A 21,120-nucleotide genomic window follows, 5' to 3' on the forward strand; every position below is an offset into this window, starting at 1 on the left:
CTCCTTGCATGTGCCAACGCACATGCGGCGTCGCGCGCCTTGATTGGCCCGTCCTGGCATACCTTCGCGACCCCGGAAGTAGTGTGAACAGGCCCTAGCCGCGCAGCAACGCGCCCCAGCGGCCCGGCACCACGCTGACCCAGGGGTTTCCGGGCGCGCGAACAAGGTGCAGGTACAGGAACGCGATCCAGGGCAGGCTCAGCCCGATCGCAGCGTCGCGCATCGCTGAATTGACGCACGTCGCAACCAGCAGGATCAGCATCGCGACAAATGCCAGCCTGCCGGTGATGTCGTGGCGCCGCCATGCGATGACGAGCCCCGTCAGGAATATCGCGACGAGCGTGAGCAGGCCCGGAACGCCTGTTTCCGCGCCCATCCAGAGGAAGTCGTTGTGCGGCATGCTGTAGTCGTACAGCAGCTTGGGGCCGCGCCGATGCCATTCCGGCGTCCAGCTGCCGAGCCCCAGGCCCGCCAGCGGTGCGTCGAGCATCATCCGCGTGGTCTCGCGGTACATGTGATACCGCACGACCCAGCTTCCCTCCGAGACCGCACCGCCCTTGGCGGCTTCGAGTTCCTGGATGCCCAGCGTGAACTTCTCCTGGACCGACGGCGCCTGCGAGACCAGGCAGCCCGCCACCACCGCGCCCACGCAGAGTGACACGGCCAGCACGCGCAGCCGGCCGCGCCATTGATGTACGCATGCCGCGAAGACGGCCAACAGCAGGCCCAGCAGCGAGGTGCGCGAGGGCAACGTCACTGTCACGATCACGGCCATCGCGATGGTCACGGCAAACGCCGGCCCCGCCCAGTGCCAACGGTCGCGCGTGTCGTTCAGATGCGCCAACCCCCACACAGCGGCCGACGCGCCGATGACCGAGAAAAGCAGTGCATCGTTGATGGACTTGTTGCCCTTCATCACGACGACGTTGTGCCAGATCGGCAGCAAGGGCACGCCCACCGTATGCGCCAGGACGATCACGATCACCGAGAACGCCGCCGCGATGAGAAAGCCACGCAGCGCCCACACCGTCTCCTCGACCGACAGGACCAGCGTGATCGCCAACGTGGCCGCAATGCGCCCGTCATGCCAGAGGCTCAGGCCCGTCTCGGGGTGATGCGGTCGAAACGCAAGCACGACGAGCGTCCAGACCACGAAGGCCAGGATGGGCCAGCGCAGCGGATCGGTGCGCAGGCGCGCAGCGCGCTCGCGCAGCCCGCCCGACAGCAGGACGGTGAGGATCAGCAAGCCGGCGCCAAGGTAGTTGAGCCCCACGGGCATGAAAACCACGCAGCCCCACAGCAGCGCGGTGGCGCTCACGAGTCGCGGCCGGCGGACGGCGGGAGCGAATGAGGCGGCGATGTCGGGCGAGTCGATGCTCAGCTTCGTCATGGATCGGGATTGAATTCGGGAAACGCAGCGGCGCCGCGAACTATTGATGCGGCACCGTCACTTAAGATCGCGGCTCATTATTTGTCGAATGCCGAAATGTCCGATCTCAACGCCCTGTTCGAAGCCGCCCAAGCCAACTCCAAACTGCTCGCCGAGCGCCCGGACAATCCGACACTTCTCAAGATCTACGGCCTCTTCAAGCAGGCCACGACAGGCGACAACGCCGAGAAAAAGCCGAGCTTCAGCGACATCGTCGCGCGCGCCAAGTGGGATGCCTGGACGTCCCGCAAGGGACTGAGCGCCGACGAGGCCAAGCAGCAATACATCGACCTGATCGAATCGCTGCGCTGAGCCGCTGGGCTCACAGCCAAGCCTTGTCGTTGTAGGCATCGTCGTCGTCCTGCGCGTCGGTGCCCAGTAGATCGTCGAGGTTCTTCAGCAGGCGCTGTTCGATCTGCTCGCTGAAGTTGCCGTATGGAAAGGCCAGCGTCGCGCGCAACCTGAAGTTGTCGGCGCTGACCTCGACGCTGCCATCGATGCCGGTGCGGCCGAACTGGGCCACGTCGCGCGCCTCGCCTTCGGCGTAGCTGAATTCCAGGCCGTAGTCTTGTTCGACGCGCTGCATCCATTGCCGCGCCAGCTCGCGGGCGGCCGGCAGACCCAGTGTGTGATTGCGTTCGATATGGATGTCAGGCACCGTGGTCTCCGTTGTGTTCGCGCTTGCAGCAAGAGGACCGAGTTTGCATGAGGTCGTCCGGTGAAGCGGGGGTGATTTTCAGGGCCTGTTCGCGTCCCGCCTTGGGCATCTCGGCCAGCTTCTTGACGGCGGCATAGAAGCGCGACCAATCCTCGCCCTCGCGTTCGAACAAGGCCTCGAAGCCGGGCACGAGTTCGTCGTAGGCAGCCTGGGCACCGAAGGCCGCATTGTTGGCGCGTGCCACCCAGGCGTCGTAGGCGCCCTGCCGAGGGCCGGTCCACGTCGCGCGAAGCGCCGCATAGCGCTGCCGGAAATCTTCCATCGCCGCCAGCTTTTTGGCATCGACCGTCGCCCAGTCCTGCGCCTCGGCTTCCTTGGATGAATAGATGTCTTCCAGCGCGCGGCGCGTCTCGGCGGTCAATTCGCGGAATTGCTGGCGGCGTGCATCGAACTGCGCGTATTCGCTCCGGGCCGCTTCGCTTGCCTGGGTCTTCAACCACCGCTGGCTGCCGATGCGCTCCACCGCGGTCGCGAAGGATTCGTTGAACGTGGTGTCGCCCGACACGTACAACACCTGGTGCGCCAGCTCGTGAAACACGATGCGCGCCAGTTCGCCTTCGGGATAGCCGATGAAGGTCGAGAGCAGCGGATCACCGCCGGCCCAGTTCATCCAGCCGAGCGTCGAGTAGGCCGGAACCGGGTAGACCGAAGTCTCCAGGCCCTGCGCACGCAACGTTGCCGCCTCGGCATTGGCGGCGGCCTCGTCGTAGTAGCCGCGATAGCCGACGCAGCCGGCGACCGGGAAGCACCAGGTCTTCAGCGTGAGCGAATGCGGTGGTGCGGCAACGACGTTCCACAGCGCGGCGTTGCGGTGAAGGTCGGCGTAGGACTTGTAGCTCGCGTTGTCGGGCAGGTCGAGTTCAGTCACGGCGTAGCGGCGAATGCGCTGCGTGAGTTCGAGCTTGGTCTTGAGGGATTCGGATGCGGCGGGGTCCTCCAGCCATTCGGGCACGGGCCGCGCAGCGCGCATCAGGTCGAGATGGCCGCTCGCCGATTGCCAGTAGTAGCCGACGTCGGCGCACCCGGCCAAAGCGGCCGCGCCGACAACCGCGACACCGCCCAGGAGTGCCCATCGACCGCGTTTCATGTCGGGACCGCAGCTTCCGCAACGGACTCCACCTCGACCAGGCAGTCGTAGAAGGTCGGGCCGCGCCCGATGTCGGTCAGACGCTGACTGGTGAGCTGGTTGACGTTGGTGCCATCCAGCCCGAGCTTGCGCCACCAGATGCCGAGACCATGAACCACGCCCGGCCGGGCCCGGCGCGAGACATCGGCACGGCAGCGGTACTCGCCCCGCTGGTTGAAGACACGCACGATGGCGCCGTCGGCGATGCCGCGCGCGACGGCATCGGCTTCGTTGATCTCGAGCACCGGCTCGCCCTCGATCGCGCGCAGGCTTCGGACATTGACGAAGCTGGAATTGAGGAAGTTGCGGGCCGGCGGCGAGATCATCGCGAGCGGGAACTCCTTCGAACTTCCGGCCGGCTCGTAGTTGGGTACGTGGTCGGGCAGGCCGTCCTGGCCCATCGCGGCCAGCCGTTGGCTGAAGAATTCGCAGCGGCCCGACGGCGTCGGGAAGTTGCCTTCCGCGTAAGGCGCATCGGGCAGCTTCAGCGTGGCAAACCCATGCGCCTGCAACTCGTCGAAGTCCACCGCTTCAGACGCGAACGCAGCGCGACACAGGGTTTCGTCGTCGTCCGAGAAACAGGGCTCGTCGAAGCCCATGCGCCGGGCGAGTTCGCGAAACACCCAGGTATTGCTGCGCGCCTCGCCGCGCGGCGCAATGGCCGGGCGATTCAGCAGCACGTCGGTGTGGCCGTAGCTGAAATGGATGTCCCAGTGTTCGAGCTGCGTGGTCGCTGGCAGCACGTAGTCGGCATAGTCGGCCGTGTCGGTCTGGAACTGTTCGAGCACCACGGTGAAGAGGTCTTCGCGCGCGAAGCCTGCCACCACCTTGCCCGATTCGGGCGCGATGGCCACCGGGTTGCTGTTGTAGACGATCAGCGCCTCGATCGGATTCGCATCGTCGAGCAGCGCGTCGCCGATGGCGCTCATGTTGATGGTGCGCGGCTGCCGCCCCGCCAGCAGGTCGGGCCGCTGCAGCGTCGCGCGGTCCACCGGAAAAAGCCCCGAACTGCTCAGCAGCAGACCGCCCGCCCGCTCCCGCCATGCACCCACCAGCGCGGGCAGGCAGGCCACGGCACGCGCCGCATTGCCGCCGCCGCGAACGCGCTGCATGCCGTAGTTGAGACGGATCGCCGCCGGACGGGTGGTGCCGTAGGCGCGTGCCAGCGCGACGATCTGCGCCTCGGGCACGCCGCAAACAGCGGCCGCGCGCGCCGGTGGCCACTGCAGGGCGCGCTCGCGGAGCTGCGCCCAGCCCACGGTGTAGCGTTCGATGTAGTCGTGATCGAGCCAGTCGTTCACGATCAGCTCGTGCATCAGGGCCAACGCCAGTGCGGCATCGGTGCCCGGCAGCAGCGCAATGTGTTCGTCGCATTTGTCCGCCGTCTCCGTCTTGCGCGGATCGATGCACACCAGCCGCGCACCGGCGCGCTTGGCGGCTTGCGCATGGCGCCAGAAATGCAGATTGCTCCCGATCGAGTTGCTGCCCCAGATGAGGATCAGCTTCGCCTCGGCGAAAAATTCGACCCGCATGCCGACCTTGCCGCCCAAAGTAAAACCTAAGGCCTCACCACCAGCAGTGGAGCAGATCGTGCGGTCCAGAAGAGATGCGCCAAGCTTGTTGAAAAAACGACGATCCATCGATTCGCCCTGCACAAGACCCATCGTTCCTGCGTAACTGTAGGGCACAATCTTTTCCGGATTGTTACTCTTGATTGCATTCAGACGCCCGGCGATGTCGTCCAGCGCAAAGTCCCACGTCACCGGCTCGAAACGGCCACTGCCCTTGGGGCCGGAGCGCTTCAGCGGCTGGGCGAGACGTTCGGGATGGTTGGTGCGCTCGATGTACCGAGAGACCTTGGTGCAAAGGACGCCAGCCGTGTGCCGATGTTCGGGATTGCCCTGCAGCTTGACGGCCTCGCCGTCCTGCACGGTCGTGACGAGCGCGCACGTATCAGGGCAGTCATGAGGGCATGCGCCGAGCACTTGGTGCACTGGGGTCTGGGAAGTCATGAATCAATCGGGAACAGCAAACCGGTCGAGTCTAAGTTGTGCGCCTGACAAAGCGGGCGTGGGGGTTATCACGATGTTGAATCGCAGGCACTTTTCGATCGCCACGGGCGCCGCGGCGTTGGCGGGTTTCCAGTTCGCGAGGGCTCAGGGCGACATTCCGATCGTTCTCGGGCAGTCCGCGGCATTCACGGGTCCCGCGGCCCAGCTTGGCATCCAGTTCTACGAGGGCGCAAAGCTCTACCTCGACCAGTACAACGCGCAAGCAAGCCGCAACGTGCAGATCAAGTTCCTCGACGACGGCTACGAGCCCGATCGCTGCGCGGAAAACACCAAAAAACTGATCGACGACGACGTCTTCGCACTGTTCGGCTACATCGGCACGCCCACCAGCCTTGCGGCGCTGCCGCTGGCCGTGGATGCCAAGGTTCCGTTCATCGCGCCCTTCACCGGCGCCATGGCCTTGCGGGAGCCGTTTCGCAAGAACGTCTTCCACCTGCGCGCTTCCTACAACGACGAGACCGCGCTGATCGTCAGGCAATTGACCAACCTGGGCCTCAAGAAGATCGCGGTCTTCTACCAGAACGACGCCTACGGCAAGGCGGGCCTCGACGGCGTGACGCTGGCGTTGTCGCAACTCGACCTCAAGCCGGCCGCGCTCGCCACGGTCGAGCGGAACTCCGTCAACGTCGCCGCGGCGGTCAAGACCATCACGGCAGCCCGGCCTGATGCCGTGGTCCAGATCAGCGCCTACAAGTCATGCGCCGCGTTCATTCGCGAAGCGCGAAAGTCGGGGTACGGCGGCACCTTCTTCAACGTCTCCTTCGTCGGCACGCAGGCGTTGGCGGACGAACTCGGCAAGGACGGCGCAGGCGTCGTGGTCACCCAGGTCGTCCCCTCGCCCTACAACACGGCGAACGGCATCACGCGCGAGTTCGCCGAGGCCGTGCGCAAGAGCAACAGCAAGGCCCAGGCGAATTTCTCGAGCCTGGAGGGCTTCCTGGCGGCGAAAGTGCTGACGGAAGGACTGCGCCGCGCGCCAGGCAAGGTCTCCCGCGACGGATTGATCGCTGGCCTCGAAACCATTGACCGCCAGCAGTTCGGAGGCTTCGAGGTGTCGTTCTCGTCGCGCAACCACGTGGCCTCGAAGTTCGTCGAACTGTCGATGATCACGGCGGACGGCAGAATTAGAACCTAACCCCCGTTGCTTGCTCACTTCGTGTAGCCGCCTCCCCCCTTGAAAGGGGGCAACACCAGCGGCCCGGCGAAGCCGGTTCCGCGGTGTTTCCCGAACGGGCGTCGCTGCGCGGGCCGCTGTTTACTGCTTCCATATCTGCGTAGCGGTGTGGATGGCGAGGCCGACCAGGCCGCCGACCAGGGTTCCGTTCACGCGAATGAACTGCAGGTCTCGGCCGATGTGGCGTTCGAGTTCGTTCGTCATCTCGTCGGCGTTCCACTCGGCCACACGTTCGACGATGTAGCGGCGGATGTCCTCGCGATACCGCTCGATCGCACGCGGTGCGGCATCCACGATCTGTTCGTTGATCCATCGACGCATTGCTTCGTCGGCCCGAAGCCGCGCACCCAGCGTCCCGGCCATGGCAACGATGCGCAGGCGGATGCTCGAATCGGTCTTCGCCAGATCGTCGTGCAGCCATCCGAGCAGTTCGCTCCACAGGCCATGCAGGTAGTCGCCCAACGCGGGATGTGCCAGCAACTCTGCGCGGATGGCCTCGCCGCGCTGCTGAAACGCCGGGTCTGACTTGAGGCGCTCGATGAAGCCGGCCATGAACACATCGAAGCGCAATCGCAGCGGATGCTCCGGCTCGGCCGCCATGTCGCCGATGGTGCGCGCGACAGCGTCCACGATCTTGCGGGTGGCCAGCTTGGCAGCCACCTGATCGAGCCCCACGTAGCGCAGCGCCTTGATTTCGCGCGCAATGGCTTCGGTGATGCGCTCCTGCACTTCGTCGCCCTCGACCACGCGCGCCACCTGCACCAGCACGTCGTCCAGCAGCGCCTGATGTCGGCCGTCCGCGGTGAGCGCGTCGAGCGCCTGCCCCGCCAGGCGCGAGATATCCACCTGGTTCAGGCCAGCAGAAGCCATCCGGCCAAGGAAGTCGCGCACCCGCGCGTCGTCGAAGGCGCTCAGCCCATAACGGACCGCTGCAATCAGGTGCTCGGCGAGTTTCTCGGCGCGGTCGGGCCGCGACAGCCAGTCCGCCAGCCGCGCCGCCGGATCGAACTGCGCCAACTTGGCCAGCACCTGCGGCGTGCTCAGGAAGTTGTTGCAGATGAAGCCGGCGAGCTTGGCGCCGATGCGGTCCTTGTTTGCCGGAATGATCGCGGTGTGCGGAATGGGCAAGCCCAGCGGATGCCGGAACAGCGCAACCACGGCAAACCAGTCGGCGATCGCCCCGACCATCGCGGCTTCGGCGAATGCGGCGACGTAGCTCCAGGCCGCATGCCGTGATTCAAGCGCCGTCGCCGCCACGTACAGCAGCGCGGCAGCGCACAGCAAGCCCAGCGCGATCCTTTTCAGCGGATCTCCTTCGTCGCGGCGAGTCCGCGCAAGAAGTCTTCGCAGCGCGCGAGTTGCTCCAGCGTGACGTACTCATCGGGCTGGTGCGCCTGCGTGATGCTCCCGGGGCCGCATACCACGGTCGGAATGCCCGCGCTCTTGAAGATGCCGGCTTCGGTGCCGAACGCGACCAGCGTGGTGCGTTGTTCATTGGCGAGTCGTTGCGCCAGTCGCGTCACGGGCTCGCTGGCCGAACTCAGGAAGCTCGGGATTTCGCAGATGGTCTCGAAACGGAAGCCGGCGTCGGGCGCGACCTTCTTCATTGCGGATTCCGTCCGGCTCGCGAAGGCGGTGATTTCCTTCTGCATTTGCGCCACGTCGCTCGTGGGCAGGTTGCGGAATTCGTAACGAAACTCCGCGTCGCGCGGCACCACGTTGTCGGCGATGCCGCCATGGAACTGGCCCACGCTGGCCGTGCTGTAGGGCACGTCGAAACCGTCGTAGCGCCGCTCGTCGCGCTCGAAGCCCTCGGCCATGTCGCGCAGCTTGCCGACGACGCGGGCGGCCATCTCGATCGCATTGACCGACTGCGGGGTGAGCGAAGAATGCGCCTCCTTGCCGCGCACGCAGCACTTGTAGCGATAGACGCCCTTGTGCGCGATGGCCGGCACCATCAACGTCGGCTCGCCGATGATGCAGGCCAGCGGCTTGATGCCCTGGTCCTTCATGTCGGCGATCAGTTCCCTCACACCGAAGCAGCCGACCTCCTCGTCGTAGCTGAAGGCGAAGTGCACCGCGAAGGGCGATTCGCTCTCGATGAAGCGCTCGGCATTGGCCAGCGCCACCGCGATGAAGCTCTTCATGTCGGCCGAGCCCCGACCGTAGAGTCGCGGCTCGACGATCGCCGTGTCCGAGTCCGCGTCGTCCTGCGGCCAGTCCTGCACGATGGCGGAGAGCGGATCGACGGTCCAGTCCTGCCCGTCCCACGGCACGGTGTCGGTGTGGCCGGAGAGGATCACGCCCGCCTGCTTGCCGGCACCCAGCGTGGCGAAGAGGTTCGCCTTCGTCTTGTCGGCGTTGTACGTGAGCCGGCTGCGCACCCCGAGACCGGCAAGGTGATCGCGCACGAAGTCGATCAGTTCGAGGTTGCTGTTGGCGCTCACGGTGTTCATGCGCACGAGCGTCTGCGCGAGTTCGAGGCTTCGAGTGGAAAGCACATGTGACATGCAATCCATTGTCCCGGAAGTCCGGGGTGGGCGCGCTGATCCGGGCAGGCACGGGCTTTGCGGGCATCTGCGGCAAAGCCTAGACTCTGCCCATGAAACTCATCGATTCCCTCGTCACCCAGGCGGCCGGTATCGCCGCGGTCCGACGTGACCTGCACGCCCATCCCGAACTCTGCTACCAGGAAGTCCGCACCGCCGACGTGGTGGCGGCGAAGCTCACCGAATGGGGCATTCCCATTCACCGCGGGCTCGGCACTACCGGGGTCGTGGGCATCGTGAAGAACGGAACCAGCAGCCGCGCCGTCGGCCTGCGCGCGGACATGGATGCACTGCCGGTCACCGAGCTCAACACCTTCGAGCACGCGAGCAAGTACCACGGCAAGATGCACGCCTGCGGCCACGACGGCCATACGGCGATGCTGCTTGCGGCGGCGCAGCATCTGGCGAAGCACCGCAACTTCGACGGCACCGTGTACCTGATCTTCCAGCCGGCGGAAGAAGGCGGCGGCGGCGCGCGGGAAATGATCAAGGAAGGCCTGTTCGAGCAATTTCCGATGGAAGCCGTCTTCGGCATGCACAACTGGCCGGGCATGAAGGCCGGCCAGTTCGCGGTGAGCCCCGGGCCGGTGATGGCGTCGAGCAACCAGTTCCACATCGTCGTGCGCGGCAAGGGCGGCCATGCTGCACTGCCGCACACCAGCATCGACCCGGTGCCGATCGCCTGCGAAATGGTCCAGGCCTTCCAGACCATCCTGACGCGCAACATGAAGCCCGTCGATGCCGGCGTCATCTCGGTGACGATGTTCCACGCGGGCGAGGCCCCCACGGTGACCCCGAACGATGCCGAACTGCGCGGCACGGTGCGCACCTTCAGGCTGGAAGTGCTCGATTTGATCGAGTCGCGCATGAAGCAGATCGCCGAGAACATCTGCGCGGCGCACGGTGCAGGTTGCGATTTCGAGTTCATCCGCACCTATCCGCCGACGATCAACACGCCGGCCGAAGCCGACTTCGCGCGCCGCGTGATGGGCGGCATCGTCGGCGCGGACAACGTGCTCGTGCAGGAGCCCGCCATGACAGCCGAAGACTTCTCCTTCATGCTGCAGGCCAAGCCGGGCGCCTACGCCTTCATCGGCAATGGCGACGGGACGCACCGCGACATGCACCACGGCGCCGGTCCGTGCACGCTGCACAACGCGAGCTACGACTTCAACGACAACCTGATCCCCTTGGGCGCGACCTGCTGGGTGCAATTGGCGGAGCAGTTTCTCAGCACGCCAAAGGCCACGGCGGAGGCCGCCGCATGATCGCCGTTGGCGAAGCATTCGCGCCCCGCTATTTCCTGGCGCGGCAGAAGTTCCTTCAAGCTTGCGCGAGCGCGGGGCTGGCCGTGCGGTCGCATGTGCATCCCCTGAAGGGCCGCGACGGCGAAGAACTCGCGATGGACGTGGCCCTCGACGGCAATCCGGATGCCGAACGCATGTTGCTCGTGTCCAGTGCATGTCATGGCGTCGAAGGCCATTGCGGCGGCGGCGTGCAGGTCTTTGCGCTGTACGACGACGAGTGGCGCGAAAAAGCCCGCGCGCAGGGCGTGGCGGTGCTGTACGTCCATGCGCTCAACCCGCACGGCTTTTCGTACGGCCGGCGCGTGACGCAGGAGAACGTCGACCTCAATCGCAACTTCTTCGATTTCGAGCAACCGCTGCCGGTGAATGAGCCTTATGCGAGCCTGCACCCGCTGCTGCTGCCCGAGACGTGGCCGCCGACCGAAGAGGACAGCGCAGCGATCGCAGCCTGGATCGAGCAGAACGGCGCCAGCGCCTTTCAGGCCGCAGTGACCCGCGGTCAGTACCAGTTCGATGATGGCCTCTTCTTCGGCGGCAACGCACCGACCTGGAGCAACAAGACCTTCCGCGACGTGCTGCGCACGCACGGCCAGCGCGCGCGCCGCCTGGCGTGGATCGACCTGCACACGGGCCTCGGGCCCAACGGCATCGGAGAACGCATCTTTGCCTGCAGGGACGACAAGAAGGCCTATGACCGCGCCAACGCCTGGTGGGGCACGCCAGCGGCGCCGGTGACGTCGATCTATGACGGCTCGTCGGCGTCCGCTTTCCTGACCGGGCTCAACTGGAGCGCCATCTACGAGGAGTGCCCGAAGGCCGAATACACCGGCATGGCCCTCGAATACGGCACGCAGCCCCTGCTGGAGGTGATGGCCGCACTGCGCGGAGACCATTGGCTGCACAACCATCCGGAAGCGCCCGCCGAACTGGCGGACTCGATCCATTCGGCCATGCTCGACGCGTTCTACACGGACTCGGACGCCTGGCGCGGCCAGATCATCAGCCAGGCGCGACAAGCGATGTTCCAGGCCGTCGATGGATTGACCACAAACGCCTGAACATCCTGGGCTTCATCCATGGCCGCGCAGCCGGCCTGTTCGCAGGCACCCGCGGAACCGGCTTGGCCGGGCCGCAGGGGTGCGTCCCCTTGAGGGGGTGCTGAGCCACACGAAGTGGGCGATGCTGGGGGTGGGCTTGTTCATTCGGGAAGCATCCGTTCCTCGGCGATCACGAGCAGGCCGTCCATGATGAGGCTGTCGACGAGGTCGAAGTCGCCGTTCATGCTCGGCGCCATCTTCCATCCCGCGCCGCCGGTCATGTAGCAGGCCGGCTCCGCGCCGCAGTGCGCCCGCACATGCTGCACCATGCGCTCCACCGCACCGGCGATGGCATAGGTGCCGCCGCTGGTCAGCGCGTCGCTGGTGTTGGTCGGGAACTCCCGGACTTCGCCGGTCGGCACATGAAGGCCGGCCGTACCCGATTCGAGCGCTCGCAGCATGATCCCGTGCCCGGGAAGAATCAGGCCGCCGAGAAACCTGCCGTTCGTATCCACCGCCTCGACGGTGACGGCGGTGCCGATCATCACCACCACCATCGGACGCGCGGGGCCCTGCGTCAGCATACGGTGGCGCGCACCGATCATCGCGACCCAGCGGTCGGCACCCAGGCGCGTCGGATGGTCGTAGCCGTTCACGATGCCGGCCTCCGCCACGCTCGACACTACCCAACGCGGCGAGCAGTCGAAGCGCTCCACCAGTTGCTCCTCGGCACGTCGCCGGACTGCATCGCCCGCCACCACGCAACCGAGCATCGACGTCGGCGGTGCCAGGTCTGCCCATGGCCCTTCGGCGAGGCGCTCGATGTGGTCGAGGAATTCGGCACCGTGCGCGACCAGCGTGGCACCGGGCCGCGCGGCATCGTAGAGGGACCACTTGAGGCGGGTATTGCCAATGTCGATCGCGAGGAATGCCATGCGCGGCATTATTTACGACTTTGCGTTTACTGCCGCTTGCACATGGGGCGACGGACTACGCCGCACGGTCATCTTCCGCCCTTAAATTCCGCCTTTCCATCAACCAGGCGCAAGGAGAAAACCATGGGATTGCTCAGTTTCATCAAGGAAGCGGGAGAAAAGCTGTTCGGCGGGTCGACCGCGCAGGCTGCGGAACCTGACGCCGAAAAGGTGGCTGCCAACGCCATCAAGACGTACATCGAGACGCAGAACCTCGGGCTGACCGGGCTCGAGGTGACTTACGCCGCTGCGAGTGGGATCGTCACGCTCTCCGGCAATGCGCCGTCGCAGGAGGCCAGCGAAAAGGCGTCCCTGGCCGCCGGCAACGTGGCCAACGTGACGCAAGTCGACAACAACCTGGTGGCTCCGCCTGCCGATCCAGCGCAGTATCACGACGTGGTCCGTGGCGACACGCTCTCGGCGATCTCGAAGAAGTACTACGGCGACGCCAACAAGTACAACGCGATCTTCGAGGCCAACAAGCCGATGCTGAGTAGCCCGGACAAGATCTATCCCGGGCAGAAGCTGCGCATCCCGAAACTCTAGCTCGCCCCCAGCTTAGTTTTGTTTCCAGGGGAGGCCGCGGAGGCGCCAGCCGCCCTTGCGGCCGCGGTGGCCTTCTGCGTCGGCGTCGCCTTCGAAGCCCTCGAGGATGTTGTAGGCCTCGATGCCCAGTTCAGTGGCGCGCTTGGCGGCGGAGATGGAGCGCACGCCGCTGCGGCACAGCATCACTGCTTTCTTTCCCGGCGGTACGGCGGCGCGCAAGGCGTCGTCGTAGGCGTTGTTCATGGCCATGCCCGGCCACTGTTTCCAGGCGATGCCGATGGCGCCGGGCACATAGCCGACCCATTCGCGCTCGGCGTCGGTGCGCACATCGACGAGCACGGCCGAGCCGTCGGCCATCCATTGGGCGGCCTGTTCGGGGGTCACGTCGCCGGCATAGCCGGTGGCCGGCGAGACGCCAGAGCGCCCAGAGGGTACGGCGGCCGAGGTTGGCGAGTTCGATTCCGGCTTGGTCATTGCGTAGGTGTCCTTGAGTCAATGCGTCTTTCAGGACACACATTCTTCATCACTTCACAAAGCGCAGGCGCCGGCCGCGTTCAATCGAACGTTGCCAGCATTCTTATTAAAAAAACATCCATCGACCATCCATATGGATGGTGGTAGGATGGCAGAATGCAAAATCAACGCGTTCCCGCCGCCCCGCGCGCCAAAGTGCCGGACGCCGAGAAGATCACCATCAACCTCGGCTACGTCGACCTCGGACACATCGACCTGATGGTCGCGGAGGGCTTCTATTCGAACCGCACCGATTTCATCCGCACGGCGATCCGCAATCAGCTTTCGGCGCACGGCGATGCGCTCAAGCAGGTGGTCGCGCGCAAGATGCTGGTGCTCGGCCTGCAACAGTTCGGCGCCGCCGATCTGGAGGCCGTTCGCCGTGCCGGCGAAAAACTCGAGATCAGGGTGCTCGGGCTTGCGAGCATCTCGGCCGATGTGACCCCCGAACTCGCGCGGGAAACCATCGGATCGATCACCGTCCTCGGCGCCCTGCACGCGCCCCCGGCCGTCAAGGCCGCATTGGCCGACCGGCTTCGCTGAGGTGCTCCCATGAATCCACTTTTCCAACGGCTGATGAACCAGGCCACCCGTCTCACGCGCGGTGGCAATCTCCAGGAGGCGACGCGCGCCATCCAGCGCGCGCTGAGAGGCGCCCCTGCACCCGAGCCCGCCGGCATGCGCCCTGCGGAGGCGGAACCACCCTTCGTCGATGCCGCCAACGACGACAAGCTGATCATCGACGTCGAGGCGCGATTCGTCGAAGCGCCGCCCGTCGCTCGCGAGGCGCCACCCGAACCCGAAATCGCACCGGATCTTGACGAGGATCAATGGACCGACGGGCTGTTCGCCCACCAGCACCGCACCATCGCCTACAAGCTTTTCGTTCCCGCGAAAGGCGCCGGCACGGCGCGTCCGCTGGTGCTGATGCTGCACGGCTGCACCCAGCACCCGGAAGACTTCGCCGCCGGCACGCAGATGAATCGGCTGGCGCAGGAGCACGGCTTCCTGGTGCTTTATCCGGCGCAGACGCAGCACGCCAATTCGTCGAAATGCTGGAACTGGTTCAAGCCCCAGCACCAGCAGCGAGATCGCGGCGAACCTGCGCTTCTCGCGGCGCTCACGCGTTCCGTGATGTCGGAGCAAGCGGTCGATGCGGCGCGCGTCTATGTGGCGGGCCTGTCGGCGGGCGGCGCCATGGCCGACATCCTCGGGCGGACGCACCCCGATCTCTTCGCCGCGGTCGGCGTTCATTCGGGGATTCCCGCCGGAGCCGCCAACGACCTGATGTCCGCACTGGCCGTGATGCAGCGCGGTCACGCCGCCGTCGCGACCGGCCGGCCGGCAATGCCGACCATCGTCTTTCACGGCGACGCAGACGCCACGGTGAACGCCCGCAACGGAGAGCAGTTGGTCGCCGCGGCGCTCGCCGGACAGGGCGGCGCTGTGCCGCCCGCGCATGAATCGAGTGGCCAGGCGGCAAGCGGCCGCAGCTACACCCGCCGCATCTATGCGCAAGGCCGCGCGACTGTCGAACATTGGCTGCTGCACGGCGCCGGGCACGCCTGGGCTGGCGGTAGCCCTCTAGGTTCCTTCACCGACCCGACCGGCCCTGACGCGAGCGCCGAAATGCTGCGCTTCTTCCTCGCCCACCCCCAGTCAGGGACAGCGCAGTGAACGCAGCCTGAACGCTGCATTCACACCGCAAAGCCCCACGCCGACCAAGGCGTCGGGCTTACACCTGGTTTCCTCGAGCGCGAGATATTTGCCTTGAATTTCAATGCAGATGCCAGCGCCAAGCCCTCATCGTGCGTTGAATGGTCAGTGACAGAGGACCTTTCCATGAACCAACGCACCACCCCGCTTCCACGCCGCGCGACTGGCTGGCTGCTGGGACTCGCGCTGCTCCTGACAAGCGTGCTTGCGGCAGCGCAGCAAGACCCGCCGGCCCGCGTAGGCCGTCTCAACTTCCAGCAAGGCACGGTGAGCTTCTCGCCTGCCGGGGAAGACAACTGGTACCAGGCGGTACCCAATCGCCCGCTCACCACGGGCGACCGCCTGTGGGCCGACCGCAGTGCGCGCGCGGAGGTCTACGTGGGGTCGACCGCCGTCCGGCTCGACGAGCAGACCAGCCTCACGATGTCCGAGGTGGACGACAACACGGCCCGCATCACGGCCACGCAGGGGAGCCTCCAGGTTCGCGTGCGCGATGATCTCGCCGGCGGACGCTTCGAGGTCGACTCCGCGAACATGGCCATGGTCGTCGATACGCCGGGCGACTTCCGCATCAACGTCGACCCGGTCGCGGGCACGACACAGGTCTCCGTCGCGGCAGGCAACGTCACGCTCTTCGGCGAGAACGGCGAATCCACGCCGCTGGGCGCGCACCAGCAACTGACGGTCACCGGCCGGAATCTCGAAGTCGCGAACGGCATGCCGGTCCGCGCCGGCACCGACTTCGACCGCTGGGTGGCCGAGCGCGATCGCATCGACGATCAATCCGTCTCCGCACGCTATGTGTCCCGCGACACCGTCGGCTATCAGCAACTCGACGCCTATGGCGACTGGCAGAACGATCCAAACTACGGCGCCGTCTGGTATCCGCGCGATGTCGATACCGACTGGGCGCCTTATCAGAGCGGCCAATGGGTCAACGTTGCGCCCTGGGGATGGACCTGGATCGACGCTGCGCCCTGGGGTTTCGCGCCGACCCACTACGGCCGGTGGGCCCGAGTCGGTCCGCGCTGGTGCTGGGTTCCGGGACGGCCGCACGCACGGCCGGTGTATTCGCCCGCCCTCGTGGCCTTCGTGGGCGGAACGGCCGCCGGCGTCAATGCCAACCTCGCGCTGGGCGGTGGCCGCCACGGTGTGGGCTGGTTCCCCTTGGCGCCGGGTGAGGCCTGGCGCCCGGGCTACCGTGCCAGTCAGCGCTATGTCGACGAAGCCAATCGCGCCGCGTTCGACCGACGGGTCGCTGCGCGCAATGCCGAGTTCGCCAACCGGCTGATGCCGGGCGCGGTCACGGTCGTGCCGGCCGACAATTTCGGCCGTGGACCGATTGGGCGGCGAGACGTCGTGCGTGTGCCGACAGACCGCCTGGTGAGCGTTCCCGTCGGGATGGGCGCACCGATCCCGCTGCGCGGCGGTCCGTCGCCGGCGGTGTTCAGCCGCTCCGCCGCCCCGCCGCCCGGCGCGTTGCCGCCGCGGCAACAACAGCAGTTTCAGCAGGCGCTGCAGGTGCAACAGATGCAACGGCAGCAACAGGAAATGCAGCAACGCGCCGCCGGAAAAGCCGTGCAGGCTCAGCAGGCTCAGCAAGCGCAACAACTCCAGCAAGCCCAGCGACAGCAGCAAGAGGTGCAGCAACGCGCTGCCGCGCAGGCCGTGCAGGCTCAACAGGTGCAGCAACTCCAACAGGCCCAGCGACAGCAGCAGGAGGTTCAGCAACGCGCTGCCGCACAGGCCATGCAAGCTCAACAGGCGCAGCAACTCCAGCAAGCCCAGCGACAGCAGCAAGAGGTGCAACAGCGCGCCGCCGCCCAAGCCATGCAGGCTCAACAGGCCCAACAACTCCAGCAGGCCCAGCGGCAGCAGCAAGAGATTCAGCAGCGTGCTGCAGCACAGGCCATGCAAGCGCAACAGGCGCAGCAACTCCAGCAGATGCAGCGACAGCAAATGGAAGCCCAGCAGCGCGCAGCGCAGGCACAGGCGATGCAAATGCAGCAACAACAGGCCATGCGGGCCCAGCAGCAGCAAGCGCAGCAACTGCTTCACGCCCAGCAACAGCAGGCGGTGCGCCAGGCGCAGGAAGCGCGCCCGCGTAGTCCAGGCCGTCCGGATCAACCGCAGCAGGGCCTGGTCGACCGACCCTAGCCTAGCCGTCTGCGCAGAGCGGCATCTCCTAGCGCCGGCTACAGTCGGCGCCAAGGAGTTCCCATGCGCACATTCGACTTCGACCTCTTCGTGATCGGTGGCGGCAGCGGCGGCGTTCGCGCCGCCCGAATGGCGGCCCAGCGCGGGGCGCGTGTCGGCTTGGCCGAATGCGCCGAGCTCGGCGGCACCTGCGTCAATGTCGGCTGCATCCCCAAGAAGCTCTACAGCTACGCGGCCGGCTACGCAGAGGCTTTCGAGGAAGCGGCCGGCTTCGGCTGGCATGTCGGCGAGACGCGATTCGACTGGGCGCGCCTCAAGGCCAACCGGGCCCGCGAGATCACGCGACTCAACGGCGTCTACCGCAACCTGCTCGAAGGAGCGGGCGTCACGCTCGTCCAGGGTTGGGCGCAGTTCGTGGATGCGCACACCGTGCAGGTCGGCGACCGGCGGTTCACCGCCCAGCATGTGCTGGTCGCCACCGGCGGCATGCCCTTCGTGCCGGATGTGTCGGGCAAGGAACACGTCATCGTGTCCGACGCGATGTTCGATCTCGATCCCTTTCCCAAGCGACTTCTGGTTGTCGGCGGCGGCTACATCGCCTGCGAGTTCGCCTCGATCTTCAACGGCCTGGGTGCGAAGGTCACGCAGGTGCAGCGCAGTGCGCACCTGCTCAACGGCTTCGACGAGGACCTTCGCCAGTTCCTGACCAAGGAGATGATCCGCACGGGCATCGACATTCGCTTCAACAACGAAATCACCATGGTCACGCGCCTGGAGAGCGGCCTTTGCGCCTTGCTCACCCGCGGCCAGCGTGTGGAGGCGGACGCCATTCTTTTCGCCACCGGCCGGGTGCCCAATACGGAAGGCATGGATCTCGAAGCCGCGGGCGTGGCGCTCGACGAGCAAGGCGGCGTGATCGTCGACGCGCACTATCGCAGCTCGGTGCCTTCGATTTTCGCCGTCGGCGACGTGTCGACCCGCCAGCAGCTCACGCCCGTGGCGCTGGCCGAAGCGATGGTGGTGGTGGACACGCTCTTCGGCAAGGGCAAGCGCCAACTGGACTACGAATACACGCCGACCGCAGTGTTCACGCACCCGAACGTCGGCACCTGCGGTTACACCGAGGCCGAGGCGCGCATGAAGTTCGGCAAGGTCACAATCTTCTCCAGCGAGTTCCGCGCGCTGCGCCACACGCTCTCGGAGAGCAAGGAGCGCACCTTCATGAAGCTGGTCGTCGATCACGCAAGCGACAAGGTGGTCGGACTGCACATGGTCGGCCCCGATGCGGGTGAGATCGTGCAGGGCTTTGCGGTGGCGATGCGGGCCGGCGCGACGAAGGCGCTGTTCGACAGCACGATCGGCATCCACCCCACGGTGGCCGAAGAGTTCGTGACCATGCGCGAGCCCATGCCGTAGGCTTGGCTCGCCCCCAGGTTGGCTCACTTCGTGTAGCCGCCCACCCCCTGCCGGGGGCAACACCGGCGGCCCGGCGAAGCCGGTTCCGCGGTGTTTCGCGAAGGGGGCCGGGGTGCGGCGGTCGACTTGTTGGTGGGCCACAATGCTTCATGCCTTACATGCCTGCATTTGTTGCGCCCGCCCGGTTTACTGATCCTGATGTCGCCCTGGAGCAGGTTCGGCTCATTTACAACGGGGGGTTGCAGCACCTTCGCGACGCGATGCAGCGGTTTGTCGCGGGGGAAAGCCTGCCGGGGAGGGTTCGGGCCTGCTATCCGTTCGTGCGGGTTCACACGCACACGGTCTCGCGGCGCACGCCGGTTGCCAATGCGGGGTTGAGCTACGGGTTCGTGTCGGGGCCGGGACGCTATGAGACGACGCTGACGCGGCCGGATCTCTTTCTGCGCTATTACCGTGAACAGTTCAGGCTCCTGCTGGAGAACCATCAGGTCGAGCTCGAGATCGGGACCAGCACGCAGCCGATCCCCATCCATTTTTCGTTCGCGGAGAACGATCACATCGAAGGCACGATGAGCGCGGAGCGCCGTGCGCTGATGCGCGATGTCTTCGACCTGCCGGACCTGGGCGCGATGGATGACGGCATCGCGAACGGCACTTTCGAGGCCAAGCCGGGCGAGGCGCAGCCGCTGTCGCTCTTCACGGCGGCGCGGGTCGATTACTCGCTGCATCGGCTGCGGCACTACAGCGGCACGGCGCCGGAGTGGTTTCAGAACTTCGTCCTGTTCACGAACTACCAGTTCTACATCGACGAATTCGTACGGCTCGGCCACGAGGCAATGACCGATGAGAACAGCGAATACATCGCCTTCATCGAGCCGGGCAATGTCGTCACGCGCCGTCGCGGGCTGGCTGCCGGGTCGAGCGAGCTGTACGGCGAACTGCTCGACGGCACACAAGGTACGTCACCGCCGCGCCTGCCGCAGATGCCGGCTTACCACCTGGTGCGCGAGGACTGCACGGGCATCACCATGGTCAACATCGGCGTCGGTCCGGCCAACGCCAAGACCATCACCGACCATGTCGCGGTGCTGCGACCGCACGCCTGGGTGATGCTCGGCCACTGCGCCGGCCTGCGCCAGGGGCAGCAGCTCGGCGACTACGTGCTGGCGCATGCCTATGTGCGCGAGGATCATGTGCTCGACGAGGAGCTTCCGTTGTGGGTGCCGATCCCGGCGCTGTCGGAAATCCAGCTCGCGCTTGAAAAGGCCGTGGCGGAGGTCACCGGCACCCAGGGCACCGACCTCAAGAAGATCATGCGCACCGGCACCGTCGCCAGCACCGACAACCGCAACTGGGAGTTGCTGCCCGGCAACCAACCCCAGCGCCGCTTCAGCCAGAGTCGCGCCGTGGCGCTCGACATGGAAAGCGCAACCATCGCCGCCAACGGCTTCCGCTTCCGCGTGCCCTACGGCACCCTGCTCTGCGTGAGCGACAAGCCGCTGCATGGCGAGATCAAGCTGCCGGGCATGGCCAACCAGTTCTACCGCGAGCGCGTGGAACAGCACCTGCGCATCGGGATGGCGGCGATCGACATCCTGCGCCAGGAAGGGTCGAGCCGACTGCACAGCCGCAAGCTGCGCAGCTTTGCGGAAGTCGCGTTTCAGTAAGCGGCGGAGACCTCGGCCGCTTCGCCAAACAAGGCGGGCGCTTCCCGACGTGCGCGCGGCGTGACCGCCAGTGCGCGGCTGTCGAGGTCCTGGCGCACCCAGCCGCGCTGCAATGAGAGCTGAAGCAAGGAGGCGCCCAATGCGCCGCCGAGATGCGGCCGGCGCTCGCTCCAATCCAGGCAGGCGCAGGCAAAGCGTCGGCGCTTGGCGCGCGCCGCACCGACATCCACGCCGAGGGATTCGAGCGCCGCGATGCCCTTCTGCGTCAGGTCGTACGACCGGCCGGCGCTGTCGGAAGAAACCTTGAGCCAGCCTTGGCCATGCAAATGGTCGTGCAGCGCCACCCCGACGGCTCCGGCCATGTGGTCGTAGCAGGTGCGCGCCGAGCGCAGCGGACTGGGCGTCGTCGGCGTGAAGGAACTGCGCGTGACGCCCGCCACGACGAGCAGGCTTTCGAGCGCCGCGGCGACCTCGCTGCCCGCAAGCCGGAAATACCGGTGCTTGCCCTGCGCGACCGATTCGACGAGCCTCTGTTCCTTCAGGCGCGCCAGGTGCGCGCTGGCGGTCGATGCCGCAACCTCGGCCACGGCGGCCAGTTCGGTCGCGGTGCGCGCGTGGCCGTCCATCAGGCAGCACAGCATGCGGGAACGAGCCGGCTCGGCGATGGCGCCTGCGAGCCGGGCCAGATGGGAGTCGGCGGTTGCATCCATATTTCGATG

The 21,120-nt window shown here is 66.2% G+C and carries 19 protein-coding genes; 10 read left to right on the forward strand and 9 right to left on the reverse strand.

Annotated elements, in window-relative coordinates:
• Positions 1-94 precede the first annotated feature (94 nt).
• Positions 95-1,390 (reverse strand): O-antigen ligase family protein, encoded by a 1,296-nt coding sequence (locus AC1DHL_RS28550; RefSeq protein ID WP_478164178.1) that lies wholly within the window; start codon positions 1,388-1,390, stop codon positions 95-97.
• A gap of 96 nt (positions 1,391-1,486) precedes the next feature.
• On the opposite strand from AC1DHL_RS28550, the gene AC1DHL_RS28555 reads away from it, so the two are divergent.
• Positions 1,487-1,741 (forward strand): acyl-CoA-binding protein, encoded by a 255-nt coding sequence (locus AC1DHL_RS28555; protein WP_478105706.1) that lies wholly within the window; start codon positions 1,487-1,489, stop codon positions 1,739-1,741.
• Between the two features lie 10 nt (positions 1,742-1,751).
• Here AC1DHL_RS28555 and AC1DHL_RS28560 read toward each other — a convergent pair whose 3' ends face one another.
• From AC1DHL_RS28560 to AC1DHL_RS28570, 3 genes are read right to left on the reverse strand one after another with little or no spacing between them, the layout of a single operon-like run.
• Positions 1,752-2,087 (reverse strand): polyhydroxyalkanoic acid system family protein, encoded by a 336-nt coding sequence (locus tag AC1DHL_RS28560; protein WP_478164179.1) that lies wholly within the window; start codon positions 2,085-2,087, stop codon positions 1,752-1,754.
• Positions 2,080-3,234, reverse strand: a complete 1,155-nt coding sequence (locus AC1DHL_RS28565) for an aminopeptidase (RefSeq protein ID WP_478164180.1) — start codon at positions 3,232-3,234, stop codon at positions 2,080-2,082. The genes AC1DHL_RS28560 and AC1DHL_RS28565 overlap by 8 nt, the downstream gene beginning before the upstream one ends.
• Entirely contained in the window at positions 3,231-5,285 is a 2,055-nt protein-coding gene (locus AC1DHL_RS28570; RefSeq protein WP_478164181.1) for a molybdopterin-containing oxidoreductase family protein, read from the reverse strand. The genes AC1DHL_RS28565 and AC1DHL_RS28570 overlap by 4 nt, the downstream gene beginning before the upstream one ends.
• A gap of 73 nt (positions 5,286-5,358) precedes the next feature.
• On the opposite strand from AC1DHL_RS28570, the gene AC1DHL_RS28575 reads away from it, so the two are divergent.
• Complete coding sequence (locus AC1DHL_RS28575) at positions 5,359-6,480, forward strand: ABC transporter substrate-binding protein (RefSeq protein WP_478164182.1); 1,122 nt, start codon at positions 5,359-5,361, stop codon at positions 6,478-6,480.
• A 120-nt stretch (positions 6,481-6,600) separates the two neighbouring features.
• On the opposite strand, the gene AC1DHL_RS28580 is transcribed toward AC1DHL_RS28575, so the two are convergent.
• Positions 6,601-7,803, reverse strand: a complete 1,203-nt coding sequence (locus AC1DHL_RS28580) for a DUF445 domain-containing protein (RefSeq protein ID WP_478164183.1) — start codon at positions 7,801-7,803, stop codon at positions 6,601-6,603.
• A gap of 17 nt (positions 7,804-7,820) precedes the next feature.
• A complete protein-coding gene (argE, locus tag AC1DHL_RS28585; protein WP_478164184.1) occupies positions 7,821-9,029 on the reverse strand; it encodes an acetylornithine deacetylase in 1,209 nt (402 codons plus the stop codon).
• Between the two features lie 92 nt (positions 9,030-9,121).
• On the opposite strand from argE, the gene AC1DHL_RS28590 reads away from it, so the two are divergent.
• Entirely contained in the window at positions 9,122-10,336 is a 1,215-nt protein-coding gene (locus AC1DHL_RS28590; protein WP_478105720.1) for a M20 aminoacylase family protein, read from the forward strand.
• Positions 10,333-11,433, forward strand: a complete 1,101-nt coding sequence (locus tag AC1DHL_RS28595; RefSeq protein ID WP_478164185.1) for a M14 family metallopeptidase — start codon at positions 10,333-10,335, stop codon at positions 11,431-11,433. The genes AC1DHL_RS28590 and AC1DHL_RS28595 overlap by 4 nt, the downstream gene beginning before the upstream one ends.
• 140 nt (positions 11,434-11,573) lie before the next feature.
• On the opposite strand, the gene AC1DHL_RS28600 is transcribed toward AC1DHL_RS28595, so the two are convergent.
• On the reverse strand, positions 11,574-12,347 hold the full coding sequence (locus tag AC1DHL_RS28600; protein WP_478105724.1) for a type III pantothenate kinase: 774 nt from the start codon (positions 12,345-12,347) through the stop codon (positions 11,574-11,576).
• Positions 12,348-12,470: 123 nt separating this feature from the next.
• Here AC1DHL_RS28600 and lysM point away from each other — a divergent pair, with 123 nt between their 5' ends.
• Positions 12,471-12,932: a peptidoglycan-binding protein LysM gene (gene lysM, locus AC1DHL_RS28605; RefSeq protein WP_478164186.1), complete on the forward strand. Its 462-nt coding sequence runs from the start codon at positions 12,471-12,473 to the stop codon at positions 12,930-12,932.
• Positions 12,933-12,944: 12 nt separating this feature from the next.
• Here the strand turns inward: lysM and AC1DHL_RS28610 are convergent, their stop codons facing one another.
• Positions 12,945-13,406, reverse strand: coding sequence for a rhodanese-like domain-containing protein (locus AC1DHL_RS28610; RefSeq protein ID WP_478105728.1), 462 nt, complete (start codon positions 13,404-13,406; stop codon positions 12,945-12,947).
• A gap of 156 nt (positions 13,407-13,562) precedes the next feature.
• On the opposite strand from AC1DHL_RS28610, the gene AC1DHL_RS28615 reads away from it, so the two are divergent.
• The 5 genes from AC1DHL_RS28615 (at position 13,563) to AC1DHL_RS28635 (ending at position 20,401) form a co-directional block, all read left to right on the forward strand.
• Positions 13,563-13,988: a CopG family transcriptional regulator gene (locus AC1DHL_RS28615; RefSeq protein ID WP_478164187.1), complete on the forward strand. Its 426-nt coding sequence runs from the start codon at positions 13,563-13,565 to the stop codon at positions 13,986-13,988.
• Positions 13,989-13,997: 9 nt separating this feature from the next.
• A complete protein-coding gene (locus tag AC1DHL_RS28620; RefSeq protein ID WP_478164188.1) occupies positions 13,998-15,122 on the forward strand; it encodes an extracellular catalytic domain type 1 short-chain-length polyhydroxyalkanoate depolymerase in 1,125 nt (374 codons plus the stop codon).
• A 165-nt stretch (positions 15,123-15,287) separates the two neighbouring features.
• The gene (locus AC1DHL_RS28625; RefSeq protein WP_478164189.1) at positions 15,288-17,318 is read left to right on the forward strand and encodes a DUF6600 domain-containing protein; all 2,031 of its coding nucleotides are present in this window, start codon (positions 15,288-15,290) and stop codon (positions 17,316-17,318) included.
• A gap of 63 nt (positions 17,319-17,381) precedes the next feature.
• Positions 17,382-18,734, forward strand: a complete 1,353-nt coding sequence (gene gorA / locus AC1DHL_RS28630) for a glutathione-disulfide reductase (protein WP_478164190.1) — start codon at positions 17,382-17,384, stop codon at positions 18,732-18,734.
• Positions 18,735-18,883: 149 nt separating this feature from the next.
• Positions 18,884-20,401 carry an AMP nucleosidase gene (locus AC1DHL_RS28635; protein ID WP_478105738.1) on the forward strand — a complete coding sequence of 506 codons (1,518 nt, stop codon included), beginning with the start codon at positions 18,884-18,886 and terminating at the stop codon, positions 20,399-20,401.
• On the opposite strand, the gene AC1DHL_RS28640 is transcribed toward AC1DHL_RS28635, so the two are convergent.
• Positions 20,395-21,111, reverse strand: coding sequence for an ArsR/SmtB family transcription factor (locus AC1DHL_RS28640; protein ID WP_478164191.1), 717 nt, complete (start codon positions 21,109-21,111; stop codon positions 20,395-20,397). The genes AC1DHL_RS28635 and AC1DHL_RS28640 overlap by 7 nt on opposite strands.
• Positions 21,112-21,120: the final 9 nt, after the last annotated feature.

This window comes from Variovorax sp. 10L426 (assembly GCF_056395305.1).